Genomic DNA, 24,565 nt, shown 5'->3' with positions numbered 1-24,565 from the left:
GGCATCTGCCGGCCGTGACGCGGCATCGATCCCGCGGTTCCGCGGAACCGCGGGCGGTGCGGTTCCGCGGAACCGCCCGTCCGCCACGGGGCGATCGTGACTCGCCACCAGGCGACACCCGGCGACCAGGTTGTGTATCTAATCGTGACCGGACGGCTTTTTTGCGTCACGCTCCGAGCCCGTCGAGGCGTGGACGTGGGAACACATCCTGATCATGGAGGATCGGGGTCGTCGCGACGCCGGACTCGCGTCCAACGGCACGGCGCGGCGCGACTCGACAGCACCGTGATCATAGGTGGATACGCGCTGTGACTTTCGAGCGGCGGCCTACGCCACGACCAGGGCGTGCTCGGCGCGGGCCACGGCGGGCGCCTCGGCAGCGGGAACGAGGCGGTGCTGGAGCCGTCCGTCCGGGAACAGCGTGGTGACCAGGCGGAGGTCCGCCCGGTGGCGCAGACCTCGGGGACGCAGATCACGCGCCGCGTCGGCCAGCACGAGATGAGCGACGGGGCCGCCCGCAGGTTCGCTGACGGCCGCGGTCGCCGCGATGCCGGCGGGCTCCGCGACGTCGATGGCTTCGGCTACGTCGATGGCTTCGGCTACGGCGACGGCACTCGCGACGGCGACGGCTTCCGCGACAGCGGCGACGTCGGGAACGGCGTCCGGAACGGCGACAGCCTCGGGGGCGGCGGCGGCTTCGGGAACGGCGTCCGGAACGGCGACAGCCTCGGGGGCGGCGACAGCCTCGGGGACGGGGACGGCTTCGGGGGCGGCGACAGCCTCGGGGACGGCGACGGCGTCCGAGCCGAGGTCGGCCAGCTCCGCCTGCGTCGCCCGCACCAGGTCCGGATCGCCGGCCCAGACCGTGCCCGTGCCGTGCACCAGAACCGCGGCGGCGCTCGTCTGGCCGGCTCGGACGATCGAGTACACCTGACCGTCCGGAAGCAGGCAGCGGCAGCGGATCTCCACGCCGTATCGCTGGGCCCAGGCGACGGCCGAGTGGTGCAGGACCTTCGCGCCGTGCCGCGACATCGTGATCATCGTGTCGTAGTCGACCGTGGCCAGCGTGCGCGCGCCCGGCACGAGGCGCGGGTCGGCGGTGCAGATCCCCGGCGAGTCGGAGAAGATCTCGCAGGCCGGGGCCCCGACGGCGATCGCGGCGGCGATCGCCGACAGGTCCGAGCTGTTGCGGCCCAGCATGATCGGCCGCCCGTCGCCATCCACGGCCTGCCCGCCGGGGACGACGAGCACCGTCCCGGCGGGCTCGACGAGGCTCGCCAGCACGCTGCCGTCGATGCTGCGAAGGTCGGCGCAGTGCGGCTCGCCGGCGCCGACGAAGCCGGTGTCGGCCGCGGTCAGCGCCACCGCCGCGAGCCCGGCGTCGCGCAGCGCCGCCGTCATGACCGCGACGTTGACCGTCTCGCCGGTCATGAGTGCCGCGGCGAGCAGGTCACGGTCGGGATCGGGGCTGACCGCCCGCAGGGCCGTCCCGAGCCGGTCGGTCTCGCCGGCCACGGCGCTGACGACGACGATGGCCCGGGTCGGCGCGCCGCCGGGCGAGGCGGACCTGTCGGCGCGCAGCCGGTCGGCGACGTGGCGGGCGATGGTGTGGTGGGCGCGGGGCGCCGCGAAGGCCGCCCCGCCGAACTTCACAACGACGACGTCCCCGGTCACCGTCACGTCTCCCAGCCCCATCAGAGCCAGGACTTCCCGGCGGCCAGGCTCACGATTTCCAGCGCGTTGAGCGCCGCGCCGACGGTGAGGTTGTCGGCGACGACCCACAGCCACAGGGCGCAGGGGTCGTCCTCGTCCGCCCGTACCCGCCCGACGTGCACCAGTCGGCGTTCGGTCGGCGACGCGCAGACCGGTTGCGGCATCGGGTAGCCGTCCGCGGGGTCGTTGCCGTACGCCCGCAGGCCAGGGGTGGCCCGCAGCGCGGCGAGGGCGTCGTCGGGGCTGACGGGGGCGGTGAAGCTGACGTGCACCGCCTCCGAATGGCCGTTGACGACGGCGACCCGAACCGCGGTCGCCGCGACCCGCAGCCCCGGCATTCCCATGATCTTGCGGGGTTCCCGGCGCAGCTTGCGTTCCTCGTGGGAGTGTCCGTCGGCGTCCCGCAGGCCGATCTCGGGGATCAGGTTGAACGCCAGCGGCTGGCCGAACTTCCCGGGCCGGGCGGCGGCGGGGTCGGCGCCGTCGAGCAGCGCCCGGGTGGTGTCGGCGAGCTCCTCGAGTCCCCGCAGGCCGCCGCCGGAGGCGGACTGGTAGCTGGACACGATCACCCGATCGATCTCGCCGATCGTGCGCAGGGGGTGCAGCGCCCGCACGAGCTGGATCGTGGAGCAGTTCGGGTTGGCCACGATGCCCCGCGCCGGGCGCGAGTCCAGCGTCTGTGGGTTGACCTGGGGGACGACGAGCGGGACGTCGTCCTCCATCCGGAACGCGGAGCTGTTGTCCACGACGAGCGCGCCCGCCGCGGCGAAGACCGGCGCCCACCGGGTGCTGATCGGGGCGCCGGCGCTGAAGACCGCGACGTCGACTCCCGCCGGATCGACATCCTCCAGCGCGACGACCGGCTCGATCTTCAGGTCCAGTCCCTGCTCGGCGCCGAGATCGCGGCCCGCCGAGCCTGTCGACGCGACGGGGATGACCCGGCCCACGTCGGGCAGGATCCGCCCGTCGAGCAGGGCCAGGCACTCCCGGCCGACGACACCGGTCGCGCCGATGACGGCGATGTCCACTGCGCTTCCCCCTCTACTGCGCTTGCCTCATCTGGTGCGCTCGCCCGTCCACTGCGCTTGCCTCGTTCAGTGCGTCGCGGGTCCACCGTGTCGCGGGTCCACCGCGTGGCGGGTCGACCGCGTCGCGGGTTCAGCCGGAGCCGACGGCGCTCTCGTCCGCGAACTGCGCGTCGAGGTCCACCCAGCCGCCGTCGACGAACAGGACCTCGCCGTTGACGTAGGTCGCGGCGTCCGAGGCCAGGAAGACCGCGGGGCCGGCGATCTCGGCGGGCCGCGCCCAGCGGCCGACGGCGACCTTCTGCGCGTACGCGTCCGCCCAGGCGGCGCTGGAGCGGATCGGCACGGTCAGCGCGGTCTCGACCGGGCCCGGGGCGATCGCGTTGACCCGCACGCCGGACTTCCCGAGCTCGGCGGCGAGCACGCGGACCATCTGCGCCAGGGCCGCCTTCGTGCCCGCGTAGATGACCTGGCCGGGTTCGACGGCCCGGCTGCTGATGGACGAGATGACGATGATGCTGCCGCCGCCCTGCTTCGCCATGATCCGTCCGGCGCCGCGCAGGACGTGGAAGCTGCCCCGCAGGTTGACGTCGGTGACCGCGGTGTAGTCGTCGTCGGTGTAGTCGATCAGGGGTTTGCGGATGTTGATGCCGGGGGTGCCGACGGCGATGTCGAGGCGGCCCCGGTCCGCGACCACGCGGGCGAACAGGTCGTCCACCTCGGCGGAGACACGCACGTCGACGGTGGACGCCTTCGCGGTGCCGCCGGCGGCGACGATGGTCGCCACCGTCTCCTCGACGCCGGTGGTGTCGACGTCAGCGCATTCGACGACGGCGCCCTGTTCGGCCAGCGCGATCGCGATGGCCTGGCCAATGCCCGACGCCGCGCCGACGACGGCCGCAATCCTGTCTGTCAGTTCCAGCATCTACAGCTCCCGAAGCCTTCGGTCTCGTGATGGGTCCGCCGTGGTCGGCGGGTGAGGGGTGGGGACGACGGGGAAGCCCGCGGCGGCGGCGCGGGGGGTGGCTCCGCCTCGCCCTCGTGCGTCCCGGGCGCCCGTCAGGGGGGCGGCGCGGCCGGCTCGGCCGGGGTGGCGGCGCCCGGCGCCGACCGCGTCGTGCGGCGGACGAAGTTGTCGACGATCGCGTCCACCGTCGCCGTCTCGCGGATGTGCACCACGCAGAGGATGCGGTCGCCGGGCACGGTGTGCCGCTCGAAGTGCTCGTTGACGGCCGCGTCGTCGCAGCGCGGGCGGCCGCGGTAGAGCCCGCGCGGGACGCCGATCCCGGCGATGCGGCCGCTGGCGGGGTCGAACGGTGCCGCGGGGGCGAGCGTCGCAGCGATCTGCCCGGCCAGCCGGGTCACGTCGGGGTCCTGGCCGACCGGTCCGACCTCCGGGTACATCACGGCGCCGGGCAGCCGCCCGTAGGCCCGCATCGCGCAGTAGGCGACCGGGTTGTAGGTGCGCAGCGCGGACAGCGACGGGAAACCGCCGGCGGCGACGACGTCCTCGAGCAGCGCGAGCCAGTTCGTGCTGAACACCGGGCCGCGGCGCAGCCGGGCATCGACGAACTGCACGCCGATGTGCAGGAATCGATCGCCGGCCGCGGTCGCGGTCCAGCTCGCGCCCAGGGCGGACACCGGCTGCCCGCTGGCCCGGTCGACGCCGACGACGAGATGGTCGGCCTCGCGGAACAGGTCGGGGCGCGCGGCGAACAGCTCCGCCATCCGCAGATCGGGCAGGGCCGCCGCGAGCCCCGCCTGTAACCAGCGGTCCTCCGACGGGCGCAGCTCGCAGTCCCGGGAGAACCGGACGACCGCATGGCCGTCCGGCGCGCCCCCCGCGGCCGCCCCGGCCGTGGCCGCCGCGGCCGACGTGGCCGCGGGAGATGCGGCCGCTGGAGGTGCTGTCGCGGGAGATGCCGCCGCGGGCGATGCGGTCGACGGCGGTACGGACATGATTCCCCCGTTTCCGTACGGCGCCGTGATGCTCAGGCGAACCGGGCGGCGACGCTGCCCGCGGCCTCGAGCGCGCCGGTCGCGGGGGCCACCACCGCCTGGTACAGCTCGATGAAGTAGGCCACCCACAGGTTCGCCACCGTCTTGACGTGCGCGATGACCTTGGCCTCGTCCTCGGGCGAGCCCACCAGCGAGGTCAGCACCCCCCAGACGAAGTCGGCGTGCTCGTCGGCGATGTCGGTCCCGACGTGGCGCCGCGCGCCGGCGAGCTTCTCCCGGCCGAGCTGGTCCTCGAGGTTCTTCACCCACGACGGCTGGGTCTTCGTCGTCGTGTACTCGACGAAGTAGACGCTGCACAGCAGGGCCAGCGGGCTGCCCTCGAACTCCATGCCGTACTGGAGGTAGCCGGTGAGCAGCTTCGTAGCCTGGAACGGCTCGGTGGCGTAGATCTCCGCCTTGGTCACGCCGACCTTGCCGAGGTCCCCGGCGAACCACTCGTCGTGGAGCATCTCGTCCTCGACGTAGTGCGCCCACGCCGCACCGCGCACCGGGTCGCGCTTGGTGAAGTAGCCGATGGCGAGGGCGTCGATGGTGCGCTTGCGGCGCAGCCGGAGGATGGTCTCGATGTTGTGCCGCTTGTAGTACGCCATGTTGATCTCCTCGCCGCGGGCCTGGTGGTCCGAGTACGGGATCTCGGCGTAGAACTTCTCGATCATCGTGTCGAGCATGGTGTCGACCTGCGTGCGCAGGTCCGTCAGGTCGGCCGTGCGGGCGGCGGCGGCCGCCCTCGGGTCCCCATACCAGGTGCGCGGGTCGTCGGTCATCGATGGGCTCCTTCGCGTTTCCGGTGGGCGGCCGGTTCGCCGGGGCATCGGCATGCCCGCGGCGGGCGGTGTCGTGGTGTTGGTGACCGCCGGCCGGTCAGCAGCCGCAGGTCGGGGTGCGCCGGCGGCGCATCCGCCGCGCGGCGGGGCCGGCGAGCCGGGTCCCCGCGGGGTCGGACAGGACCGTGTCGGCGCAGGTGAAGGTGAGCGCGTAGCGGGTCGTCGGGGTCAGTCCGAAGCCGAGGTGGACGATCCCGTCGGCCGCGCCGTACATCTCGTTCATCCCGCAGTTGCCCGGCTGCTGGTCGAACACCGGGTTGAGCCCGATGCCGAACTCCCACACGACCCGGTAGGCGTCGTCGGCGGCGAACAGCTCCTCCAGCGCGTCGACCGCGCGCTTGCCCGCGGCGTCCACCGCGTGGCAGCCGGTGACCATGCCGTCGGCGAGATCGAGCACCACCGTGGCCGTGCGCAGGACGTCCAGGTCGTCGAAGAGCCGGGCCTGCTCGGCGAGCACCGCGGGGTCGTCACCGCGGTGCACGATGGGGGCGCCGCGCAGGGCGACCTGCCCGTCCAGCCCCAGCCGGCGGCTCGTGTCGAACCGGTAGAGGTCCGTGGGGACGGCGCTGGCCTCGCCGGCCGGCGCGATCTGCTGCTCGCCCGCCGCCAGCGCGCCGGCCTGCTGGTTCCACTCGTAGTCGCCGGAGATGACGAAACGGGCCGAGGCGTGCCCGGCGAGGTCCGCCAGCTTGACGTGGTCGGCCTCGCCGAGCGCCTCGAACAGCCGGTCGGCGCGGGTCTCCAGATCGGCCGGGTCGGTCTGTTCGACCACCGACAGGAAGTAGGCGACCTGGGCGTCGGTGACGGGCGTCGAGCCGCAGGGCATCACCGCGATCCGCCGCTGCGGCCCGACCACCGCGGGCTCGGGGGAGACGAGGAAGCGGTCCGGGCACACGACGAACACGTCGGCGTCGGCGGGAATGCGCTGCTCGCCCAGCGCGTCCTGGAGGCTTTCCTCGGCGTCGAGGGTGCGGTGCAGCACGCTTTCGTAGCGGGTGCTGGGCGCGAGGGTGAAGTCCGCGGCCCGGTCCGCCTGGGTCAGCAGGCAGAACGTCGAATGCGGGCCGGTGAACTCCCGATGCAGGTCGGGACGCACGAGGAACTGTGCCATGGGGACCACCAGGGGGCGCGGCGCGAGAGGACTGGTTTGGCGGGACAACCAACGGGATCGACCGGTGGTGGTGCGAACGTCGGCCGGCGGAGCACCCCAGGGGCGCGGCCTAGTCGGGGTGGGTCGGCCCGGTCCAGCCGACCCACCCCTTCTCAACGGCATTAGCCGAGGAGGGTGCCCAGGTAGCGGTCGTTCTTCTTCACCTGGATCTTCTTCTGCGCGACCTTCTCCACAGTGATCACCTCCTTCCGTCAATCCGTTGGAATGCGGTGGGCAGACGAGAAGGTTCCTCGTCCGGACCGATCAGTTGGCCAGGCCGACCGGACTCTTGAGGGGCATCGCGGACGGGATCCGCGTGCCGAGCAGGACATCACCCTGGTCGTTCGTGACGAACGTTCCGGGAGAGATGATGTCGAGATGGTACTGCGTGAACGGCGTGAGCCCGATTCCCCAGTGCAGACAGCCCTGGGTGGACCCGTAGACCTCGTTCATCGCGTGATTACCGGGAAGCAGGTCGAGGGTGGTGTTCAGCGCGTGGCCGATTTCCCAGACTATGCGGTACCGGGAGTCAACTTGGAAGAGCGCCTCGAACATCTCTAGAATAGCACGGCCGGGGGGCTCAGGGGAAGTCATTTCGGTGATGAGACCGTTTTCGACCCGGCACACGACCGCGTACTCGTGCAGCGGCCAGAGTTCGCTGTGGATACGCTCCTGGTCGCGCCGGGAGAATGACGGCGTGCCGGAATGAAGAATCGGGTAGCCCTGGATCACGATCTCGCCGTCCAGGGGCAGCCGGAGATAGTCCTCGAACTCCCGGATCTCGATGGGGAGCACACTGATCTCGCCCGCGGGCACAATCTGCTGCTCGCCCCAGCCGACGAGACCGGCCTGCTGGTTCCACACTAGCTCGCGGTCGAACAGGCGCAGGGTCGCGACCGTGCCGTGGCGCGCGTCGTGGTACTTCAGCGTCTCGCCCCGCTCGGCCAGCTCGAAGAAGCGGTCGGAGAAGTCCTCCTGGGCCTGCGGGTCCGTGGCCTCGACGCAGCGCAGAAAGTGCCGCAGCGTCGCCCGGTCGGTCGGGGTCGAGTTGCAGGCCATCCCGAGCAGCTTGCGGCGGGGGCCGAGGACGTCCACCGGCGGTGACTGGAAGAAGCAGTCGGGCGACATGACCAGCACGTGGGCCTGCTCCGGGACTTCCTCCCGCATGAGCCGGGCGAACTCGTCCTCGCCTCCGCGGAACTCCAGGATTCGGTAGTCCAGGTACGGAGCAGTCCGGACGAGCCGGATGTCGTCCAGCAGGGAGGCGTTCGTGACGAGGCAGAATACGGTGTCGGTCGGATCCCCGAACTGCCGTATCCTGGCGGGATCGACGACGAGCTCGGACTCGGGCATCTTGTGCTCCTCCTGACGCGCACGGTCCTGGGCGTTGGATGCCGCGGGGCCGGTGGAATGTCGGGCGAGGCCGGGCCGGTTCGAGCGCCGGAGGATGGTCCCGAAATGGTCCCGGGAGGCCTCGTGAAGACGGTGCGCTGGTCCGTGGAGTTCCGTGCCAGCGATATTTCACGGTGACGGTGAATGTCGGCGTGGCGGCGTCCGACGCAACCCGTTGACCGGACGGATTGCCGCGCCTGCACTTTGGTCCGTGGACCGGAACGGACCGGCAGAGTGAAACTATAACGTGCTGGTACGTGTGCGGGAAGCTCTTTCGGAGAAATTCCCGGGGGCGGCCGGATTACTCCGGTCACACGATTGTCCTTGGGCGGATTGCGGGGCACCGGCGGCGGGGGCAGGGCCGTGTGATCCGTGCCCGGGAGTACGGGCACGGCGTGCGGGTTCAGTGGGTCGGGATGCGGGTTCAGCTGTTGGGAAACGCGCGATCGGCGGCCGAGAGGGGGCTCGGTGGCTGGGGCGAGGGCTCAGCGGCCGACGAGAGGGGCTGACCGGGGCGCGGGGATCGGGACGCAGGTCCGCACCTCGCGGCGGTCGTGGCCGGGTGGCAGGGTCACGCCGGTGACGTGGACGGGCACGCCGTAGAGGTCGCTGAGGCGCTCGCCGGTCACGACGTCGTCGGGATGCCCGTCCGCGATGACCACGCCGCCGCGCATGAGCACCGCCCGGTTGGAGTAGGTCAGTGCGTGCGACGGTTGGTGGGTGGTCATGATCACGGCATGTCCCTCCCGGGCCAGCTCGGCGACGACGTGCAGGGTGCGCACCTCGTTGCCGTAGTCCAGCGCGGCGGTCGGCTCGTCGAGGATGAGGATAGCCGCCTCCTGGACGAGTGCGCGGGCAAGCAGCACGAGCTGGCGCTCGCCACCGGACAGCGCGGCGAACGAGCGATCGGCCAGGTGCGCGATCCCCAACCGGTCGAGCTGCGCCAGGGCGCCGCGGCGGTCGGCGGCACCCGGTGCCTCCAGCATGCCGAGGTGGGGCGTGCGCCCCATGACGGCGATGTCGAGCGTGGTGAACGGGAACGGCGAGGAGGTGCTCTGCGGAACGTAGGCCACCCGCCGGGCGAGCTCCCGCGGCGCCAGCGTGTCGATGTCCCGGCCGGTGATGCGCACCGAGCCGCGCTCCGGCCGGAGCAGGCCGAGAAGGCAGCGCAGCAGCGTGGTCTTGCCGGCACCGTTGGGTCCGAGCAGGCAGCAGACCTCGGTCGACCGCACGCTCAGCGAGACGTCGGTGATCCGGTGGCCGCCGCGTCCGTAGCCGAAGGACAGCCCTGTGACCTCGACGTCCGCCGGGTCGCTCACAGCCATTGACGACCCGCCTTCGCGAGTAGGGCCACGAAGAACGGGGCGCCGATGAGCGCGGTGAGGATGCCCAGGGGAAGGTCGAGCGAGGAGGCGGTGCGGGCGACGTCGTCGACGGCGAGCAGGTAGCCGGCCCCGATGAGGGCGGTCACCGGCAGCAGGCGGTTGAACGACGGCCCGACGGTGAACCGCGCCAGGTGCGGGACGACGAGCCCCACCCAGCCGATGATGCCGGCGACGCTGACCGCGGTCGCCGTCATGAGCGTCGACGCGCCGATTGTCAGGGTCCAGATCCGCGTGCGGTTGACCCCCAGTGACCGGGCCTCGTCGTCGCCGGTCGCGAGGACCGTGAGCTGCCAGCGCACCGCGTACAGGAGGGTGAGGCACACCGCGACGATGATCGCGGGCACGATGAGGCCGTGCATGCTGGCCCGGGCCAGGCTGCCGAACAACCAGAAGGTGATCTCCGGCAGGGTCGTCTCCGGGTTGGCGAAGTACTGCACGCTGGAGATGAGCGCGTTGAACATCGCGCCGATGATGATGCCCCCGAGTACCAGGATGATCAGCGATCCCTTCCCGACCACCCGGGCGATGGTCAGCGACAGCACCGCGGCGAGCAGCCCGCAGCCGAACGAGATGATCTGCAGCAGCGTCGTGTCCAGGCCGATGAGGATCGACACGGAGGCGCCGAAGCCGGCCCCCGCCGCCACCCCGAGGATCTCGGGGGAGACCAGCGGGTTGCGGAACATCGTCTGGTAGGCGGCGCCGGAGGAGGCCAGCGCCGCCCCGACGAGCAACGCGGCGAGGATCCGGGGCATCCGGATGTCCATCACCACGGCGCGGTCCTGCCCGGCGGCGGAGCCCCCGATGCCGAACAGCTCGTGGGCGAGGACGCGCACGACGGTCGCCGGGCTCAGCGAGTACCGGCCCAGCCCGAAGGAGATCACGATCAGGACGAGCAGGCCCACGGCGAGCAGGACGACCCGCAGGTGATCGCCGAGCGTCGCGCGGACCCGTGCGGTCGCGGCCGCCCGGGCACCAGGCCCGCCGCGGCCTCGAGCGGTCAGGCCGCCACCGGTGTCGCCACCCTCGCCGACACCGTCCTGTCCGGTCACCATGACCGGGTCGATGCGGCCCGGGCCTGTGTCGACCGGGCCGGTGTCGACCGGATCTGTGTCGACCGGATCTGTGTCGACCGGATCTGTGTCGACCGGAGCAGCCGTGCCGATCGGATCCGTGCCGGCCGGGACTGCGGGGCGGCTCATGAGGTCACCCTCCTGATCGCGGGCTGCGCCAGCAGCGGTGCCACCTTCGCGGCGAACAACCGCACGGTGCTCTGCTGCAGGGCCAGCGACGCGGTGCCGCTGAACGACGGGCGCAGGTTCACCCGCTGCACGCCGAGCTCGTCGCGCAGCTCGGCGAACCGGCGGGCGACCGTCGCGGGCCCGCCGATGACCGCGGTCTCGTCGTGGAAGCGGAACGGGTCGAGGTCGGACGTCCCGACGGACTGGTGGCCGTGCTCGTCGCCGCCGAGCGCGGCCAGCCGCCGGGTCAACCGGACGACGATCGGGGTGGCGCGTTCCCGGGCGGCGGCATCCGACTCGGCGACGAGGCAGAACCGTTCCACCCGGACGTCGCCGGCCGTCCCGCCGTGCGAGGTGTAGAGCTCCAGGCAGGCGGCGAGGGAGGCGACGGTCTGCGTGGCGGACAGCAGCAGCCCGTAGCCGCGGCTGGCCGCCCAGACGATGGACTCGTCGGTGTGGGCGGCCACCTCGATCGGCGGGTGGGGATGCTGGGCGGGGGTCGGCTCCACCCGGAACTGCGCGCCGTCGGCCGTGCGGGTTCGGCCCCGCCAGTAACCGACGATCGTGTCGAGGGCGTCGGGCAGGTCGACCTGGGGTGGGCCGGCGCCCTGGTAGGCCCTGGTATACGGGGCGATCGGCCAGCCGACCCCGAGGGTGACCCGCCCGCCGGAGAGCCGGTCGAGCGTCGCGAGGTCGGCCGCCAGCCGGATCGGGTCGTGCAGGGTGAGGTGCAGGGCGGTGAAGCCGATCCGGATCCGGCTGGTCGACGCGGCGACGGCGGCGGCCAACGGGATCGGCGAGGAACGGGCTCTCATCGTGCGGGAACCAACGGAACTGAGGTGGCCGTCGGTGAACCACAGGCTTTCGTAGCCGAGAGTCTCGGCGACGCGGGCCAGTTCCACCGTGGAGGTGGAACCGGCCCCGTCCAGATCGCCGCGCCCTCCGGGCAAGCCGAATCGCATGGAGATGGTCATCACTGCGCCGGCGGGCGCGGTCCCTTCGGTCCGAGTGTGGTGCGGTTACCGAGTGTGGTGCGGTTTACTTGGTGCCGACCTGGAGGATCTGATCGAGATCCGCCTCGGTGGTGTGGTAGTTGAAGAACTTCTGGTAGAAGCTCTGGGTCTCGGACCGAATGTCGACGTCGGTGAACAGATCGGGGTGCAGCACCTTCGCCGCCCACTGGATCTGCAGGGCCTCCTCCGGACCGAACCGGTCCCACGGGTAGAGACCCTGCGGGTTGAGGTAGACCCGGTTGGCCTTGACCGCCTTCAGGTCGGCCCAGCCCGGCGACTTCGCCAGGTTGTCGACGACGGACTGGGCGGAGTTGGCCGCCAGGCCCTGGTCACCGCCCGGTGTTTCGATGATCAGCACATCCGGGTTCCACTGCAGGAGCTGCTCCATCGACACCGTGACGTGCGTGCCCTTGACCCCGCTCGCGGAGTCGGTGCCGCCGGCGATCTTGATCCAGCCGTCGATGAGGGACTTCCCGCCGTCGACGACCACGGGCGGGTAGCTGGCGATGTGCACCACGCTCGGCTTGTCCGTCTCCGGCAGCTTCGCCAGCCGGGACTGCACCATCGCCAGCTTCGCGTTCACGTAGTCGGCATATTCCTTGGCCTTGGTGGCGGCCGTTCCGCCGTACACCTTGCCGGCGAGCTGAATGGACGGGGCGAGCTGCGGGAAGGTGTCGAATGCCATGTTGACCGCCGGCAGTCCGGCCTCAGTGAACGGCATCATGGTGTCGCCGCCACTGATCGTGGAGACGACGTCCGGCTTGAGCTTGAGAAGCTCCTCCATGTTCACCTTGCCGCCGTTCCGGAAGAGCTCCGGAAGGTCGTTGACCCCCGGGAACACCTTTCGCAGGAACGGGATCGTCTTGACATTCTGGGGGATGGCCACCAGCTTGTCGCCGGCGCCGAGCATGATGTCGGTGACAGTGTGGGCGGGGAACTGCTCGGCGATGCGGTTGACCTTCAGCGGGATGGTCGTCTTCTCGCCGGTCATGCTGGTCACCACCTGGGTGGTGGGCGCGGGCGGGCTGGCGTCCGAGGAGGAGGAGCCGCAGCCAGCGGCCAGCGCCGCCACCGTGGCCGCCACTCCCAGGGCCAGCACCTGCCGGGACGCGACGGGCCGGGAGGTGACGGGCCGGGAGGCGACGGGCCGGAACAAGGCGCGGATCGGCGTCCCGGACGTGGTCGTGCGACCGTTCCCCGGGTGACGCTCGATGGACGGGAGAGGAGGCGAGCCGTGGGGACCGCCGTGATGGGTCGGCAAACCCATCATGATGCGTCGCGAAAACATTGCCGAGCGTGATACCACGTTCTTCCCCCGCCGGGCGAATAGATGCAAGGAGACAAAAGGTAATTACCTGCACACGGACGGTGTGTGCAACGGTGTCAACCGCGAACGAGCGGGCGATGCTTCGGCGCACCTGGACTCCGCGGAAGCGGCTGGAATGCACCATAGCCCCCGCATGTGCGCCTGTCACGCAGACAGGAACCCTGATCTGCGGAACTGGCCAGACTGCTGCCGAGCAGAAGCGGGGTTCGGGTGGCTGCGGTGCTGGTCCGCAGCGGTCTTGGCGGTCGGCGGTGGCGGGCCGGTTCGCGCGAAATATTTTCCGGATCCGGATCCACGGGGAGATGACATGCGGTCATCGACCCACTTGACCGAAGATCTCACGTTGCGTGGCCGGCCTGTGGCCGTTATCCCCGGTGTGACGGCCGGGTGACGCGTAACAAATTCGTTTTTTCCGAGTGCGCTGAACGTAACGTGCACAGCGGGATGGTCCGGGATGTGTTCGATCCCGTTCTCGTCCGGCCAGGACAAGACGGTCGCCGGTGACGGTGCGCCCGGCCCGCCGCACGCACGGCCGAACGGGCCGTCCACGTCCGCACCTGCGGCGACCTCCGCCGCCTGCGGCCGACGTCCGCACCTGGAGCCGCCCCGGAGCGCCCGGCCGCCGGGCGTCTCCACCCTCGGGCGCGGGTCAGCCGGCGGTGGGCTGGATGCCCCAGGTGCCGCCGACGGTCTCGGCGGGCTCGAGGACGCGCAGGCCGTCCCCGCTGTTGAACGCGTTCGCTGGGCAGGTCAGCGGTTCGACCGCGATGCTGCGCCGCCGCTCCTGCGGGCCCAGCGTGTCCCCCGTGAAGACCTGCACGTACGGCCAGGTCTCGTCCATCCACATCGTCACCGAACCGCCGCCGGGCGCGCCGAGCCGCACGCGCGCCCGCCCGTCCGGATCGCGGGCGAGGCCCGTGTAGCAGGTGTCCAGGGCGAGGGAGCCGACCGCGCGGGGGCGGCGGAAGTCGACGGGCGCGCCAGCGACCTCCCGCGCGCCGACGGGGATCGAACGGTCGTCGGTCTCCAGCCACGTCGCGGCCGGAACGGTGAGTTCGACGTCGTCAGCCCGCACCGTGGCGCCGTCCGCCCCGACCGTCGTCAGGTAGGGATGGGCGCCCATGCCGACGGGCGCCGGCTGGCCGCCCAGGTTGGTGGCGGTCATCGTGACGGTCAGGCCGTCGTCGCCGAGGTGGTACTCCGCGGTGAAGCTCACGGTGAAGGGGTAGCCGCTCTGGGCGCGCAGGATGAACGAGGCGCGGACCGCGGCCGGGCCGAGGCGGTCGAGTTCCCAGGCCGACCAGCGGGTCAGCCCGTGGCTGGCGTTGCCGAGCGCCACCTCGTTCACCGGGAGCTGGTGGGTGGTGCCGCCGAACGTGTATCGGCCGTTCGCGATCCGGTTGGGCCAGGGGAGCAGCAACTGCCCGCGCCCGCGGCTGGCCATCGCGTCGGCGCCGTAGCCGTCGAGGACCGGCGCGGCACCGATCCGGTACTCGCGCAGCCCACCGCCGACCTCGGTGATGGTCACGCTGCTGTCTCCGTGCACGAGCTCCACCTGCCGCCCGGACGGCGCCAACGCCTCCACCACGTCCTCCTCATACCCGCGCACCGCCGACACCGACCGGTCGGCGGCAGGGGGGCGCCCTCTGCGTCAAGCACGCCCTCTGCATCAAGTATGAGGGCGGGCGGGCGGGCGGCACGGCACCCGGGTTCCCCTGCGGGTCGGGCTGGCCCGTCGGGCTTCGGCCTGAGGAGCCGCCTCCTTCAGGGGGCGGAGGAGTCACTAGGGTCGACGGCGTGGAGACCTGGGATGCGATCCGTGCTCGTCGCAACGTCCGCAGTTACCAGGACCGGCCCGTGCCGGCCGGCGACCTGGAGCGGATCCTGGAGGCCGGGTGGCGTTCGCCGTCAGCGTCCAACCGGCAGCGGTGGGACTTCGTGCTCGTCACCGACCGGGCGGTTCTCGGGGAGCTGGCGACGATCTGGCGCGGCGCCGGTCACATCGCGCGTTCGGCGGCGACGATCGTGCTGGTGCTCCCCGAGCCCGAGACGGAGCGCTACCGGCTCATGGACGAGTACGACCTCGGCCAGGCGACCATGCTGATGCTGCTCACCGCGACGGACCTCGGCATCGGTGGCGGCCACTCGGCCGTCGGTGACCAGGAGGCCGCCCGCCGGATTCTCGGCGTGCCCGACACCCACCGGGTGGCCTACATGATCGGCCTGGGCTACCCCGACGACGGGCCGCTGCGGCCGGTGGAACGCCTCGACCGCCGCCCCTACGACGAGGTCGTCCACCGCGGACAGTGGTAGTCCAGGACAGTGGTACTCCACCGCGGTCGGAGGTAGCCGACAGACTGCTGCCGTGCGGTCGGTTGCCGCCGCCCGGTCAGTTGCTCCCGTGCGGTCAGTGGCGGCTGTTGGCGAGTCGGGCGGCGATCGTCGGGAACAGGGCGAGCGCGTTGTCCCGTGCGATGGCACGGCGGGTCGCCGGGTTCAGCGCCGGGTCGGCGAGGAACGCGTCGCGGCCCGCGAACACGGTGTCGGCGGGCACGGCGTTGTAGTCCGAGCCGTACAGGATGCGGTCGGCCCCGATGGCGGCCAGCAGGGACGGCGTGCTGTACGGGGACATGGGCCCGGCGGTGTCGACGAAGAAGCGGCGCAACGTCCGGTCGACGGCGGCGAGGTCGGTGCCGTAGCCGAGGCTGCGGGTGAGGGCGAGCCGGGCCGCCTGGTACGGAAAGTAGCCACCACCGTGGGCGAGGATCCACCGTATCCGTGGATACCTTTCCAGCACCCCGTTGACGACGAGCTGCACGGCGGCGCGGGTTGTGTCGGCCAGGAAGTCGGCGACGAACGCCGGAACGGCGATGCCGGTCGCGCCGGGCAGGTTGAACGGATGCACACCAGGGCCACCGCGTCGCGCGCGTTCAGCTCGGCCATCACCGGCTCCAGCACGGGATCGCCGAGATAGGTGAGGCCGTCGTGGGCCATGAGCAGGACGCCGTCGGCGTGCAGGCCGTCGTAGGCGTGGCGGATCTCCGCGACTGCGATCTCCGGGGTGGCCCGGGGAATGTACGCGAGCAGACCGAACCGGGTGGGGTGGCCGCGGACCACGTCGGCGAGCGCGTCGTTGGCGAGCCGGGCGAGCTGCGCGGCGAGCGCGGGCGTCGGTGTGAACTCGCTCGGGATCGCCGCGGACAGCACGGCCGTCGCGATGCCGCCGCGGTCCATCGTGTCGAGCGTGGCCGGCAGGGACCAGTTCGCGAACGGCGGTCCGCCCACCGGCGGTAGCTGGCCGTGTTCGACCAGCCAGGCGCGCACCTCGGCCGGCATCGCGTGATGGTGCACGTCGATCCGCCCGGTCGCCCCGGTGCGGGCGTGGTCGGCCGTCCCGGCCCCGGTGGTCCCGGCCCCGGTCGTCGCCGCCGCCGCGACCGGCGCCGCCGCCACGGCGCCGGCCCCGGCGACGACCGCCGCGAGACCGACGGCGGCCCGCCGGCTCGGCCCACGACGCGGGCCCGGGCCGTCGTCCGCCTGGCTCCCGCCCCGTCCCCCGATTTCACTGGACATTTCCGCTCCGTTCGGTGTGATTCCGTGATTCCGCCAACTCTGCGGGCGCTACGGCGTGCTCGCCGCCAGCGGCCTGATGGCGTTCCTCGAAAGCCGTTGAAATATTGATTCCTCGATCGGCGGAGATCTGCGCGTCGACGTTTTCCGGACCCGAACCCTCCTGGTCGGCGCGCACGTTGAAGCAGGGAGCGGGCTGTCGGGATTCGACGAGAATTACTTTAGATCCGCCCGCGGATGGGCGCGGAAAATGTCGCGTACGGTACGCGTCACCGGCCTTTGGTGGCCGCCTCCGTGAGGACTAGGACGGATTTGGGCGCATCCGAGCTACTCACCCGCATTGTGCCCGCATTGTGATGGTTGCGGTGTCCGGCCACGTGGGCGCCGTCGGCACCTCGGCATCGACGCCATCTTCGCCAACGCTGGTGTCGGCGCCTTCGGCGCGATCGAGCGGAGGGAGCCGGCCGACCTCCGCCGTCTGGTGGACGTGAAACCTGGTCGGGGCGGTACAGACGGTGGCGAAGGGGCTGGCGCTGTTCCTGACCACCGGCGGTCGCGTCATGTTCATCGCGTCCTGGACCGCGCACCGGGGGCTGGCCGCCGCGGCGGAGCACAGCCGCCAGATCGCGCTGGGCCGGGTGGGCGACGTCGCCGCCGTGGTGGCGTTTCGCGCTTCGGCGGACGCCGGGTACGTAACCGGCCAGGACGTCGCCGTCGACGGTGGGCCGCTGACCGTCCTGCCCGGCTGACCACAGGGGACGCTGCTCGAATCGGTCCGCGACAAGCCCGCACTGCTGCTGAACCACCGGCTCGACGTGCTGGCCTGCAAACCCGCTCGCCAGCGCGCTGTTGGTCGACTTCGACGGCATGGCCCGACGCGACCGTAACCCGGCTCGCCTCTGGCCGCGGCGGTGCGCGCGCCGGACTGCCCGAACCGGTCGCAGGTCTACTACGCGGCCGCGCCAGGCAGCCCGGCCGCCGACGCGCTGGCCCTGCTCACCGGACCACGAGGCTCGGCGGAGGCGGGGACGGCGTCGGCTGGCCGACCTGTCTGACGATTCCGTGTATGCGGACGATGGTTCGACCGGTCACTCGGCGGGGGACCCGTCCGGGACCGTGGGGTAAGGCTGCGGCACTATGGTCGATTCACTGCTCGGCGCGCGGCCCCGGCTCGATGCGCCGAGCAGCGACCGGAGATCCAGAAGGTCGTCGATTAGTTTGGCCGTCGCCGCGTCGCGAGAAAGTCGTCGCAGCTCGTTCAGCATCGCGTCTGTTTCCTCGACGGTAGGAAGCTCGTCGATCGAGGCGACCATCGTGACAATATCGGTCATAATACCCGCCACCTTTGTGATCCGCCAATGAGATCAGCCCCGGCACGTCGTTGGGCGGGACGCGACAAAGCAGGAACATACCCCGATGCGGCGGGGTTCACTCCTCGTCAAGGCCGCCGGTGCCGGCCACCGACTGTGGACCTCAGCCGGCCGTCGGAGAATCCGGCCGCCCACCCGGCGGCGCCGCGGTCGTCGAGCCGAACGCGGGGCCGTCGAAGGTGTCGATGCGGGTGAAGGCGCCGACCGGTTGGCGGGTCAACCGGGTCGTGCGCCGCGCCGGATAGCCGAGGGCGAGCACGGCGGCGATGCCGTGGTCGGGCGGGAGGTGCAGCAGGGCGGCCGCCGCGGGCTCGCGCCGGGCGGCGAAGGTGGTCAGCGTCCCGCCGAGGTCGGCATCGCGGGCCGCCAGCAGGATGTTCTGCGCGAACGGGTAGATCGACGCGCCGCCGACGACACTCTGCCGGTCGAGGTCGACGTCGGTCACCGCGAGCGCGGTGAGCCGCACGGCGAGGACGAGCAGGACGGGCACCTGGTCGAAGGCGTCGACGAAGGCGCTCGGCGCCGGGGTGCGGGCCGCGGCGTCGAGGTCGATCGCGGGCCCGTGCCAGCGGCCGTCCGGGCCGGGCGCGAACGGCCGCACCCCGGCGCGTCGTTGCGCCACGTACTCCCGCCAGCCCTCGCGAACCAGGTCGCGCAGCCGCCGGCGCAGCTCGGGGTCGCGCACGACGAGCACGACCCACGGCTGCTGGTTGCCGCCGCTCGGGGCGAACCGAGCGGCGTCGAGAACCCGTTCGAGTACCTCGTCCGGCACCGGCTCGGCGGTGAACTCCCGCACGGCGCCGGCGGTGCGCATCGCCTCACGCAGCTCCACGCCCACGAGCCTAGCCGGGCCGGTGGGCAGCCGTTCGTCCCGCGGTCATCGGTCATCGGTCCCTGGCCGGTAGTGCGCTGGCCACCTGGTCAGGGGTTTCAGTCGGAGCGGCGGCGGCGCAGGGTGAAGCGTTCCAGCAGGGTGTAGGCGGGCGCCGGGTCGCCGGCCTGGACGCGGGGCGCGTGGTGGTAGCTGACGGTGATGGTGGTGGGGCCGCCGGGGCGGCTGCCGGGGTCGAGATCGAACACGGCGATGCCGTACGGGTGGCCGCTGGCGTCCGGGCGGGCCGACCACACGGCCTCCTCGACCGCGTCGGCGGGCGACTTGGCGTAGGCGCCGGTGGAGGCGTTGCGGGTGATCTCCGTCCGCTTCGTGATGACCTTGCCCTGCCGGGCGCCGGTCGGGGTGGCGCCGTAGCTGTCGGTGGGGCCGCTGGTCCCGCCGCCGCCGAGGACCAGGTAGACGGTGCCGGCGTCGGTGTCGAAGGTGTCGGCGGTCGGGTCGGTGACGACGGGCCGGGGCCGCAGGGTGTCGACGGTCGCGCCGCCGGCGACCTCGGTCCCGCGGTCGCGGTCGAAGCCGCGGACCGGGAACGTCCGCTCGTAGTCGTGGTCGTGCCCGGAGACGACGAGGTCGACCTGGTAGCGGTCGAACAGCGGCAGCCACGCCTGGCGCAGGCCGAGGTCGGAGCCGTTGCCGGTGGCGGAGCTCGACAGCGGGCACTGGTGCGTCTGGACGATGATCCAGTCGATGGTGCGGTCGGCCCGCGCCGCGGCGAGGGTGTGCTCCAGCCAGCGGGTCTGCAGGTTGCCGCCGGGGGTGAGCGTGCCGTTCGGGCCGGCGGCGAGCGGGCCGGTGTAGAGCCGGTTGTACTGGCTGTGACCGGCGGGGATGGTGGCCGCCCCGTTCGGCGGGACGACATCGGTCGCCGCGAAGGCGCCGCCGTCCTGGTAGATGACGTCGTCGGCGTCGAGGGAGACGAACAGCGCCGAGCCGACCCGGTAGCTGTAGAAGTTGCCGGCCAGGCCGCGGATCCCGTTCGACGGCAGGCTGAACCGGGTCAGATACGACTCGTAGCCGTGCGTGCCGTTGCCGAACTCGATCTCGTGGTTGCCCAGCGCCGGCATCCACGGCCGGTTCGCCGCGGAGCGGGCCACGTTGACGCCGAAGTCGCGCCACACCGCCGGCTGCTGGGCGAACGTCAGGTTGGCATAGCACAGGTCGCCGTTGAGCAGGTGGAACAGCGGCGCGAAGCGTTCGACCGCGTCCACGGCGTGAAACGCGTTGGGGGACGAGATGGTCCACGCCTTGTCGGTGGCCAGGTCGCCGTAGCTGGTGAAACGGAACGGGAACCGGCCGCGGCGGGCGGTGGTGAACGTCCCGCCGGGGCCGCCGGGGCCGCCGGGGCCGGCCGTGGACGGCCCGGCCGGGACCGGACCGTCGGCGGTGTCGACCCGGTAGACGTAGGCGGTGCCCGGGTCGAGTCCGCGCAGCTTCGCGTGGTAGGTCACGACGCGCTGGCCGTTGAGGCCGTCGACGTAGGTCCGCTCCTCGGCGTCGACGAACCGGCCGAACCCGCCGGCCGCGGTGCCGAGCCGCACCCGTGGCCGGCGCACGGCGACCGGCGACACCCAGGACACCGTCACCGCCGTCGCCGGGTCGTCGCCCCACCCCAGGTGCACCTGCTCGGGGGCGGTGTCCGGACCGGTGCCCGCGAACGCCGGCTGCCGCCACAGGGTGGGGCCGGCGGCGACGGTCAGCCCGCCGCCGATCGCGGCCGTGCGCAGCAGGGTACGCCGGGACGGACCGGCCGAGCCGGTCGTGGGGTTCGCGTCCATGGGCCGTGATGCTGTCGCGCCCGGCGGACGGTGAGCGGACGTGCGCATGGCGACAACGGGACCATCAGGTGAACCTGGCCGTACGGTGCATCGCGTCGAAGCCGGCTCGGAGCCGTCGCCGGCTGGGAGTCGAAGCCGGCTCTGTAGTCATCGCCGGCTCTGTGTCACCGCCGGCTCTGTGTCACCGCCGGCTCGATGTCACCGCCGGACTCTCGTGGGCACCGGCTGCGGCGTTGCTTCCCGTCGGGCATTTCTCGGCGAACGGACACCTCTCGGTCACGAGGTGGTCGCCTTCCCGTGGTCGGCCTCTGTGATTCGCCGGCCATGATGCGACGATGTTCCGGGGGAGAGCGCGTGGGCGGCGGGCCCTGGCGGCCGCCGTCGCCCTGACGATGATCGGGGCGCTGGCCGCCGGCTGCGGCGGCGGTGGCGGTGGCGACGAGGGGGCGCCCGCACCCGTCAGGCTGAGCTTCGTGTCCTACAACTACAGCACGCCGGACCTGGGCGGGCAGGGCACGCAGCAGCTCATCGACGGCTTCGAGGCGGATCACCCGGACATCCGCGTCGACGCCTCGGGGGCCACCTCCGGAGATGTCCTGACCAGGGTGCAGGCGCGGACCGCGGCCGGGGACCCGCCGGACATCGCGCAGATCGGCTGGAGCAAGCAGCCCGCGGCGCTGGCCAGCCTGCCGGTCGTGCCGGTCGCCGACCTGGCCCCGCCCGCCGAGGTGGCCGCGGTCACCGCCGGGATCCTGCCGCCGGCGCTGGCCGCCGGCAGCGTCGAGGGCAGGCTCACCGTGATGCCCTACACGCTGTCGACGCCGACGATGTTCTACAACGCGACGCTGTTCGAGCGGGCGCATCTCGATCCGGCGCGGCCGCCGGCCACGTGGGCGCAGGTGCGCAGGGCGGCGCTGGCCCTGGCGACGCTCGGCGACGGGGTCCAGGGCGTGTACGTCGACGCCGCCAACCCCGCGAAGTCGGACTTCCTCACCCAGTCGCTCATCAACAGCAACGGCGGTTCGCTGCTGTCCGCGACGGGCGGCCCGCAGCTCGCCAGCCCATCGGCCGTCGGCGCGCTGGCGATGCTCGGCGACCTGACGAACTCGGGCGCGCAGCCGAGGATCGTCGAGACCGACGCCCTGAGCCTGTTCAAGGCCGGCAAGCTCGGGATGCTCGTGACGAGCACGGCGGTGCTCGCCAGCCTCCGCAGGTCGGCGAAGGGATCGTTCACGCTGCGCACCACCGGACTGCCGGCCTTCGGCGACCAGCCCGCCCGGCCGACCTACTCGGGCTCCGGGCTGTACGTGCTGACCAGGGACCGCCGCAAGCAGCAGGCGGCCTGGCAGTTCCTGAAGTACCTGACCAGCGATGCCGGCTTCACCGTCATCACCGTGAAGATCGGTTACCTGCCGCTGCGGCAGTCCACGGTCGACGGCCGGCAGTTCCTCGGCGAGTACCTCACGACCTCGCCGGAGATCCTGCCCGCCTTCCGCCAGTTCACCAGCGTCGCCCCGTACCAGCCGCTGCGCGGCCCGAATGCCGACCAGGCCCGGCAGATCCTCCAGGACGACCTCGTGAGCGCCGTGATGCTGCGCGGCGCCGACCCGGCCGCGACCGCGGCGTCGGTCAACGAGCGGCTGGTGAAGCTGCTCGGCGCCGCGTAGAGCGCCTGCTTCGGCCCGGGTAGCTGGCGTAAAGTCGGCGCTGCGTCGGCCGCGGTCACGCGGTCGGATCCCGTGGCGGGGCGGGAACGCCGGGGGCCGCCGCGGCCCGCGCCGCGCACCCGTGCCCGCCGCCCGCGAGCAAGGAGTGCGCATGCCCGGACTGCTGCACCTGGACTCCTCCGCAGACCTCACCGGCTCGACGACGCGGGCGCTGACCCGGACCTTCGCCGACACCTGGCAAGGGCTCGGCCCGCAGCACACGGTGACCTACCGCGACCTGCACGCCGACCCGCCGCCGCACCTCAGCGACGCCGCGCTGCACTGGGCGCCGCGGCTGCGCCGTCCGGGGGAGACGCCCGATCCCGCCGCCGCGGCGACGCAGGAGCTCCTGCTCGCCGAGCTGCTCGCCGCCGACGTGCTGGTCGTCGGCGCACCGATGTACAACTGGTCGATCCCGTCGACGCTCAAGGCGTGGATCGACCAGGTGCACGTCCTCGGCGTCACCGCGCCGTTCGACACCCGGGAGCAGCCGCTGGCCGGCCGCCCGGCCGTCGTCGTCTCCGCCCGCGGCGCGCAGTACGGCCCCGACAGCCCGACGGCGGGCTGGGACCACGCGGTCCCGCCCGTCGAGCTGGTCCTCGGCCGCTCCCTCGGGATGGTGGTGACGGTCGTGTCGACCGATGCGACGCTGGCCTTCCGCGTGCCGGCGATGGCCGAGCTGCGCACCACGGCGAAGGCGGAACTCGACGCCGCCCACCGCTCCGTCATCGAGCTCGCCACCCGCCTCGGCCACCACTCACCCGCCGCCCGTTAGAGCTTGCGGAAGTCCCAGGTTGTGATCTTTTCGGGGGTGAGGCGCAGCCAGCCGTGGCGGCCGTCGGGGCTGGTCGTGCCGCCGTCGGCGTACTTGTCGGCGAACAGGCGCTCGGGGACCTCCAGCTCGGGGTTGGGCACGTCGGCGCGCGGCGCCTCGCCGACCGGGGCGAACCGGCCGCGCAGCTCCACCCCGCGCAGCTCGCCGTAGCCGATCCCGGCGTCGACGAGCACGGCGGCGCGTGGGTCGCGGGTGAGGTCGGTCCACCGCTGGCTGCGCACGATCGACCACAGCCACAGCGCCTGGCCGTCCCACACGAACCACAGCGGCGTCAGGTGCGGGCCGTCGGGGCCGGCCGTCGCCACCCGGCAGACCCGCTCCTCGGTGAGGAAGGCGTCGATCTCCGCCCGTTCCATGGCGATCTTCCGGCCGCGTCGCTGTTCCTGCATGCACACATCTCCTCGGGCGGAGCCGCGCCGACCGCGGCCGGATCGGAAACATCGTTCCTGCCAGCCCAGAAGGCTATTCTGTGTCTCCAGCCGACGCTGGTCATCCGGCCGGCGACGGGCCGGGAAGCACGGCGGGACGGGGCGTGGGGCGGGCGATGACGGACCGGGACGCGCAACGGGTGGAGGTCCGCCGCGAGGGCCACGTGCTGGTGGTGTCGATGCGCCGCGAGCGCCGACGCAACGCGGTCGACCGCGCGATGGCCGACGCCCTCGACGCCGCGCTGAACCTGCTCGAGGACGACGACGACCTCTGGGTCGGCGTGCTCACCGGCACCTCGACGGTGTTCTGCGCCGGCAGCGACCTGACCGCCGGCGGCGACTACGTCACCGAGCGGGGCGGGGAATACGGCGTGGTCCGCCGGCGTCGCCGCACGCCGCTCATCGCCGCGGTCGAGGGCCCCGCGCTCGGTGGCGGCCTGGAGATCGTGCTGGCCTGCGACCTCGTCGTCGCGGGCGCCGACGCCCGGTTCGGCCTGCCGGAGGTGACGATCGGTGTGGTCCCCACCTGCGGAGCGCTGTTTCGCGGCCCCCGGGCCCTGCCGCTGAACCTGGCTCGCGAGCTCATCCTCGTCGGCGATCCCTTCGACGCCCGGCGCGCCTACGAGGCGGGCCTGGTCAACGCGCTCGCCGAACCCGGCCGGGCGCTCGACGCCGCCCTCGCCCTGGCCGAGCGGATCTGCCGCAACGCGCCGACCGCCGTGCGGGCCTGCCTCGCGGCCGTCGACGCCGCCGTCGCCCCGGCCGCCGACGCCGCCGGCTGGCAGGCCACCGCCGCCGCCCTCGACGCGATCCGCGACTCCGCCGACGCCGCCGAGGGCGTCCGCGCCTTCCTGGACAAGCGCCCACCCGCCTGGACCGGCCGGTAGGCCACCCCGCCGG

Annotated in this window: 22 protein-coding genes and 1 pseudogene; 5 read left to right on the top strand and 18 right to left on the bottom strand. The window is 72.4% G+C overall.

The annotated features are described in order from the left end of the window. Positions 1-327: 327 nt before the first annotated feature. The 12 genes from AC5R91_RS08730 to AC5R91_RS08675 form a co-directional block, all read right to left on the bottom strand. Positions 328-1,695 carry an amino acid kinase family protein gene (locus AC5R91_RS08730; RefSeq protein ID WP_495396648.1) on the bottom strand — a complete coding sequence of 456 codons (1,368 nt, stop codon included), beginning with the start codon at positions 1,693-1,695 and terminating at the stop codon, positions 328-330. Then, positions 1,695-2,741 (bottom strand): aspartate-semialdehyde dehydrogenase, encoded by a 1,047-nt coding sequence (locus AC5R91_RS08725; RefSeq protein WP_495396647.1) that lies wholly within the window; start codon positions 2,739-2,741, stop codon positions 1,695-1,697. Before AC5R91_RS08725 ends, AC5R91_RS08730 begins: the two co-directional genes overlap by 1 nt. A 130-nt stretch (positions 2,742-2,871) precedes the next feature. After that, a complete protein-coding gene (locus AC5R91_RS08720; protein WP_495396646.1) occupies positions 2,872-3,663 on the bottom strand; it encodes an SDR family NAD(P)-dependent oxidoreductase in 792 nt (263 codons plus the stop codon). A 134-nt stretch (positions 3,664-3,797) separates the two neighbouring features. After that, entirely contained in the window at positions 3,798-4,697 is a 900-nt protein-coding gene (locus AC5R91_RS08715) for a hypothetical protein (RefSeq protein ID WP_495396645.1), read from the bottom strand. A 32-nt stretch (positions 4,698-4,729) separates the two neighbouring features. Next, positions 4,730-5,521 (bottom strand): hypothetical protein, encoded by a 792-nt coding sequence (locus AC5R91_RS08710; RefSeq protein ID WP_495396644.1) that lies wholly within the window; start codon positions 5,519-5,521, stop codon positions 4,730-4,732. A 97-nt stretch (positions 5,522-5,618) separates the two neighbouring features. Then, entirely contained in the window at positions 5,619-6,692 is a 1,074-nt protein-coding gene (locus tag AC5R91_RS08705) for a hypothetical protein (RefSeq protein ID WP_495396643.1), read from the bottom strand. Between the two features lie 303 nt (positions 6,693-6,995). Next, the gene (locus AC5R91_RS08700; protein WP_495396642.1) at positions 6,996-8,084 is read right to left on the bottom strand and encodes a hypothetical protein; all 1,089 of its coding nucleotides are present in this window, start codon (positions 8,082-8,084) and stop codon (positions 6,996-6,998) included. Positions 8,085-8,608: 524 nt separating this feature from the next. Next, positions 8,609-9,448: an ABC transporter ATP-binding protein gene (locus AC5R91_RS08695; RefSeq protein WP_495396641.1), complete on the bottom strand. Its 840-nt coding sequence runs from the start codon at positions 9,446-9,448 to the stop codon at positions 8,609-8,611. Next, a complete protein-coding gene (locus AC5R91_RS08690) occupies positions 9,439-10,707 on the bottom strand; it encodes a FecCD family ABC transporter permease (RefSeq protein ID WP_495396640.1) in 1,269 nt (422 codons plus the stop codon). Before AC5R91_RS08690 ends, AC5R91_RS08695 begins: the two co-directional genes overlap by 10 nt. Beyond that, positions 10,704-11,708: an LLM class flavin-dependent oxidoreductase gene (locus AC5R91_RS08685; protein WP_495396639.1), complete on the bottom strand. Its 1,005-nt coding sequence runs from the start codon at positions 11,706-11,708 to the stop codon at positions 10,704-10,706. The genes AC5R91_RS08690 and AC5R91_RS08685 overlap by 4 nt, the downstream gene beginning before the upstream one ends. A gap of 76 nt (positions 11,709-11,784) precedes the next feature. Then, positions 11,785-12,915, bottom strand: coding sequence for an ABC transporter substrate-binding protein (locus AC5R91_RS08680; RefSeq protein ID WP_495396638.1), 1,131 nt, complete (start codon positions 12,913-12,915; stop codon positions 11,785-11,787). Between the two features lie 820 nt (positions 12,916-13,735). Then, on the bottom strand, positions 13,736-14,671 hold the full coding sequence (locus AC5R91_RS08675) for an aldose 1-epimerase family protein (protein ID WP_495397919.1): 936 nt from the start codon (positions 14,669-14,671) through the stop codon (positions 13,736-13,738). 212 nt (positions 14,672-14,883) lie between these two features. Between AC5R91_RS08675 and AC5R91_RS08670 the strand changes: the two genes are divergently transcribed. Beyond that, entirely contained in the window at positions 14,884-15,399 is a 516-nt protein-coding gene (locus tag AC5R91_RS08670; RefSeq protein ID WP_495396637.1) for a nitroreductase family protein, read from the top strand. Between the two features lie 94 nt (positions 15,400-15,493). On the opposite strand, the gene AC5R91_RS08665 is transcribed toward AC5R91_RS08670, so the two are convergent. Together AC5R91_RS08665 and AC5R91_RS08660 are read right to left on the bottom strand one after the other, a co-directional pair. Continuing rightward, a complete protein-coding gene (locus AC5R91_RS08665; RefSeq protein ID WP_495396636.1) occupies positions 15,494-15,991 on the bottom strand; it encodes an amidohydrolase family protein in 498 nt (165 codons plus the stop codon). 77 nt (positions 15,992-16,068) lie between these two features. Further along, a pseudogene (locus AC5R91_RS08660) lies at positions 16,069-16,422 on the bottom strand (amidohydrolase family protein); the annotation flags it as partial. A 749-nt stretch (positions 16,423-17,171) separates the two neighbouring features. Here AC5R91_RS08660 and AC5R91_RS08655 point away from each other — a divergent pair. Continuing rightward, a complete protein-coding gene (locus AC5R91_RS08655) occupies positions 17,172-17,405 on the top strand; it encodes an SDR family oxidoreductase (protein ID WP_495396635.1) in 234 nt (77 codons plus the stop codon). 339 nt (positions 17,406-17,744) lie between these two features. Here the strand turns inward: AC5R91_RS08655 and AC5R91_RS08650 are convergent, their stop codons facing one another. The 3 genes from AC5R91_RS08650 to AC5R91_RS08640 form a co-directional block, all read right to left on the bottom strand. Continuing rightward, positions 17,745-17,987 carry a hypothetical protein gene (locus tag AC5R91_RS08650; protein ID WP_495396634.1) on the bottom strand — a complete coding sequence of 81 codons (243 nt, stop codon included), beginning with the start codon at positions 17,985-17,987 and terminating at the stop codon, positions 17,745-17,747. 142 nt (positions 17,988-18,129) lie between these two features. After that, positions 18,130-18,858: a nitroreductase family protein gene (locus tag AC5R91_RS08645; RefSeq protein WP_495396633.1), complete on the bottom strand. Its 729-nt coding sequence runs from the start codon at positions 18,856-18,858 to the stop codon at positions 18,130-18,132. A 98-nt stretch (positions 18,859-18,956) separates the two neighbouring features. Next, positions 18,957-20,696 (bottom strand): purple acid phosphatase family protein, encoded by a 1,740-nt coding sequence (locus tag AC5R91_RS08640; protein WP_495396632.1) that lies wholly within the window; start codon positions 20,694-20,696, stop codon positions 18,957-18,959. Positions 20,697-21,031: 335 nt separating this feature from the next. Here AC5R91_RS08640 and AC5R91_RS08635 point away from each other — a divergent pair, with 335 nt between their 5' ends. Together AC5R91_RS08635 and AC5R91_RS08630 are read left to right on the top strand one after the other, a co-directional pair. After that, positions 21,032-22,363: an ABC transporter substrate-binding protein gene (locus AC5R91_RS08635; protein WP_495396631.1), complete on the top strand. Its 1,332-nt coding sequence runs from the start codon at positions 21,032-21,034 to the stop codon at positions 22,361-22,363. A gap of 151 nt (positions 22,364-22,514) precedes the next feature. Further along, on the top strand, positions 22,515-23,177 hold the full coding sequence (locus tag AC5R91_RS08630) for an FMN-dependent NADH-azoreductase (RefSeq protein WP_495396630.1): 663 nt from the start codon (positions 22,515-22,517) through the stop codon (positions 23,175-23,177). Here AC5R91_RS08630 and AC5R91_RS08625 read toward each other — a convergent pair. After that, positions 23,174-23,626 (bottom strand): pyridoxamine 5'-phosphate oxidase family protein, encoded by a 453-nt coding sequence (locus tag AC5R91_RS08625; RefSeq protein ID WP_495396629.1) that lies wholly within the window; start codon positions 23,624-23,626, stop codon positions 23,174-23,176. The genes AC5R91_RS08630 and AC5R91_RS08625 overlap by 4 nt on opposite strands. Before the next feature lie 80 nt (positions 23,627-23,706). On the opposite strand from AC5R91_RS08625, the gene AC5R91_RS08620 reads away from it, so the two are divergent. Further along, entirely contained in the window at positions 23,707-24,552 is an 846-nt protein-coding gene (locus tag AC5R91_RS08620) for an enoyl-CoA hydratase-related protein (RefSeq protein ID WP_495396628.1), read from the top strand. Positions 24,553-24,565 lie beyond the last annotated feature (13 nt).

This window comes from Frankia sp. BMG5.60 (assembly GCF_059428125.1).
Note: the sequence above shows the minus strand (reverse complement) of the source record. Positions and strands in the feature narration are given on the sequence as shown.

Bases quoted from the DNA above. Each gene is read 5' to 3' on its own strand.
- AC5R91_RS08635 (WP_495396631.1), top strand. From the start codon at position 21,032: ATGTTCCGGGGGAGAGCGCGTGGGCGGCGGGCCCTGGCGGCCGCCGTC.
- AC5R91_RS08685 (WP_495396639.1), bottom strand. From the start codon at position 11,708: ATGCGATTCGGCTTGCCCGGAGGGCGCGGCGATCTGGACGGGGCCGGT.
- AC5R91_RS08715 (WP_495396645.1), bottom strand. From the start codon at position 4,697: ATGTCCGTACCGCCGTCGACCGCATCGCCCGCGGCGGCATCTCCCGCG.
- AC5R91_RS08700 (WP_495396642.1), bottom strand. From the start codon at position 8,084: ATGCCCGAGTCCGAGCTCGTCGTCGATCCCGCCAGGATACGGCAGTTC.
- AC5R91_RS08730 (WP_495396648.1), bottom strand. From the start codon at position 1,695: ATGGGGCTGGGAGACGTGACGGTGACCGGGGACGTCGTCGTTGTGAAG.
- AC5R91_RS08710 (WP_495396644.1), bottom strand. From the start codon at position 5,521: ATGACCGACGACCCGCGCACCTGGTATGGGGACCCGAGGGCGGCCGCC.
- AC5R91_RS08705 (WP_495396643.1), bottom strand. From the start codon at position 6,692: ATGGCACAGTTCCTCGTGCGTCCCGACCTGCATCGGGAGTTCACCGGC.
- AC5R91_RS08630 (WP_495396630.1), top strand. From the start codon at position 22,515: ATGCCCGGACTGCTGCACCTGGACTCCTCCGCAGACCTCACCGGCTCG.
- AC5R91_RS08625 (WP_495396629.1), bottom strand. From the start codon at position 23,626: ATGCAGGAACAGCGACGCGGCCGGAAGATCGCCATGGAACGGGCGGAG.
- AC5R91_RS08695 (WP_495396641.1), bottom strand. From the start codon at position 9,448: ATGGCTGTGAGCGACCCGGCGGACGTCGAGGTCACAGGGCTGTCCTTC.
- AC5R91_RS08690 (WP_495396640.1), bottom strand. From the start codon at position 10,707: ATGAGCCGCCCCGCAGTCCCGGCCGGCACGGATCCGATCGGCACGGCT.
- AC5R91_RS08650 (WP_495396634.1), bottom strand. From the start codon at position 17,987: ATGACCGATATTGTCACGATGGTCGCCTCGATCGACGAGCTTCCTACC.
- AC5R91_RS08720 (WP_495396646.1), bottom strand. From the start codon at position 3,663: ATGCTGGAACTGACAGACAGGATTGCGGCCGTCGTCGGCGCGGCGTCG.
- AC5R91_RS08640 (WP_495396632.1), bottom strand. From the start codon at position 20,696: ATGGACGCGAACCCCACGACCGGCTCGGCCGGTCCGTCCCGGCGTACC.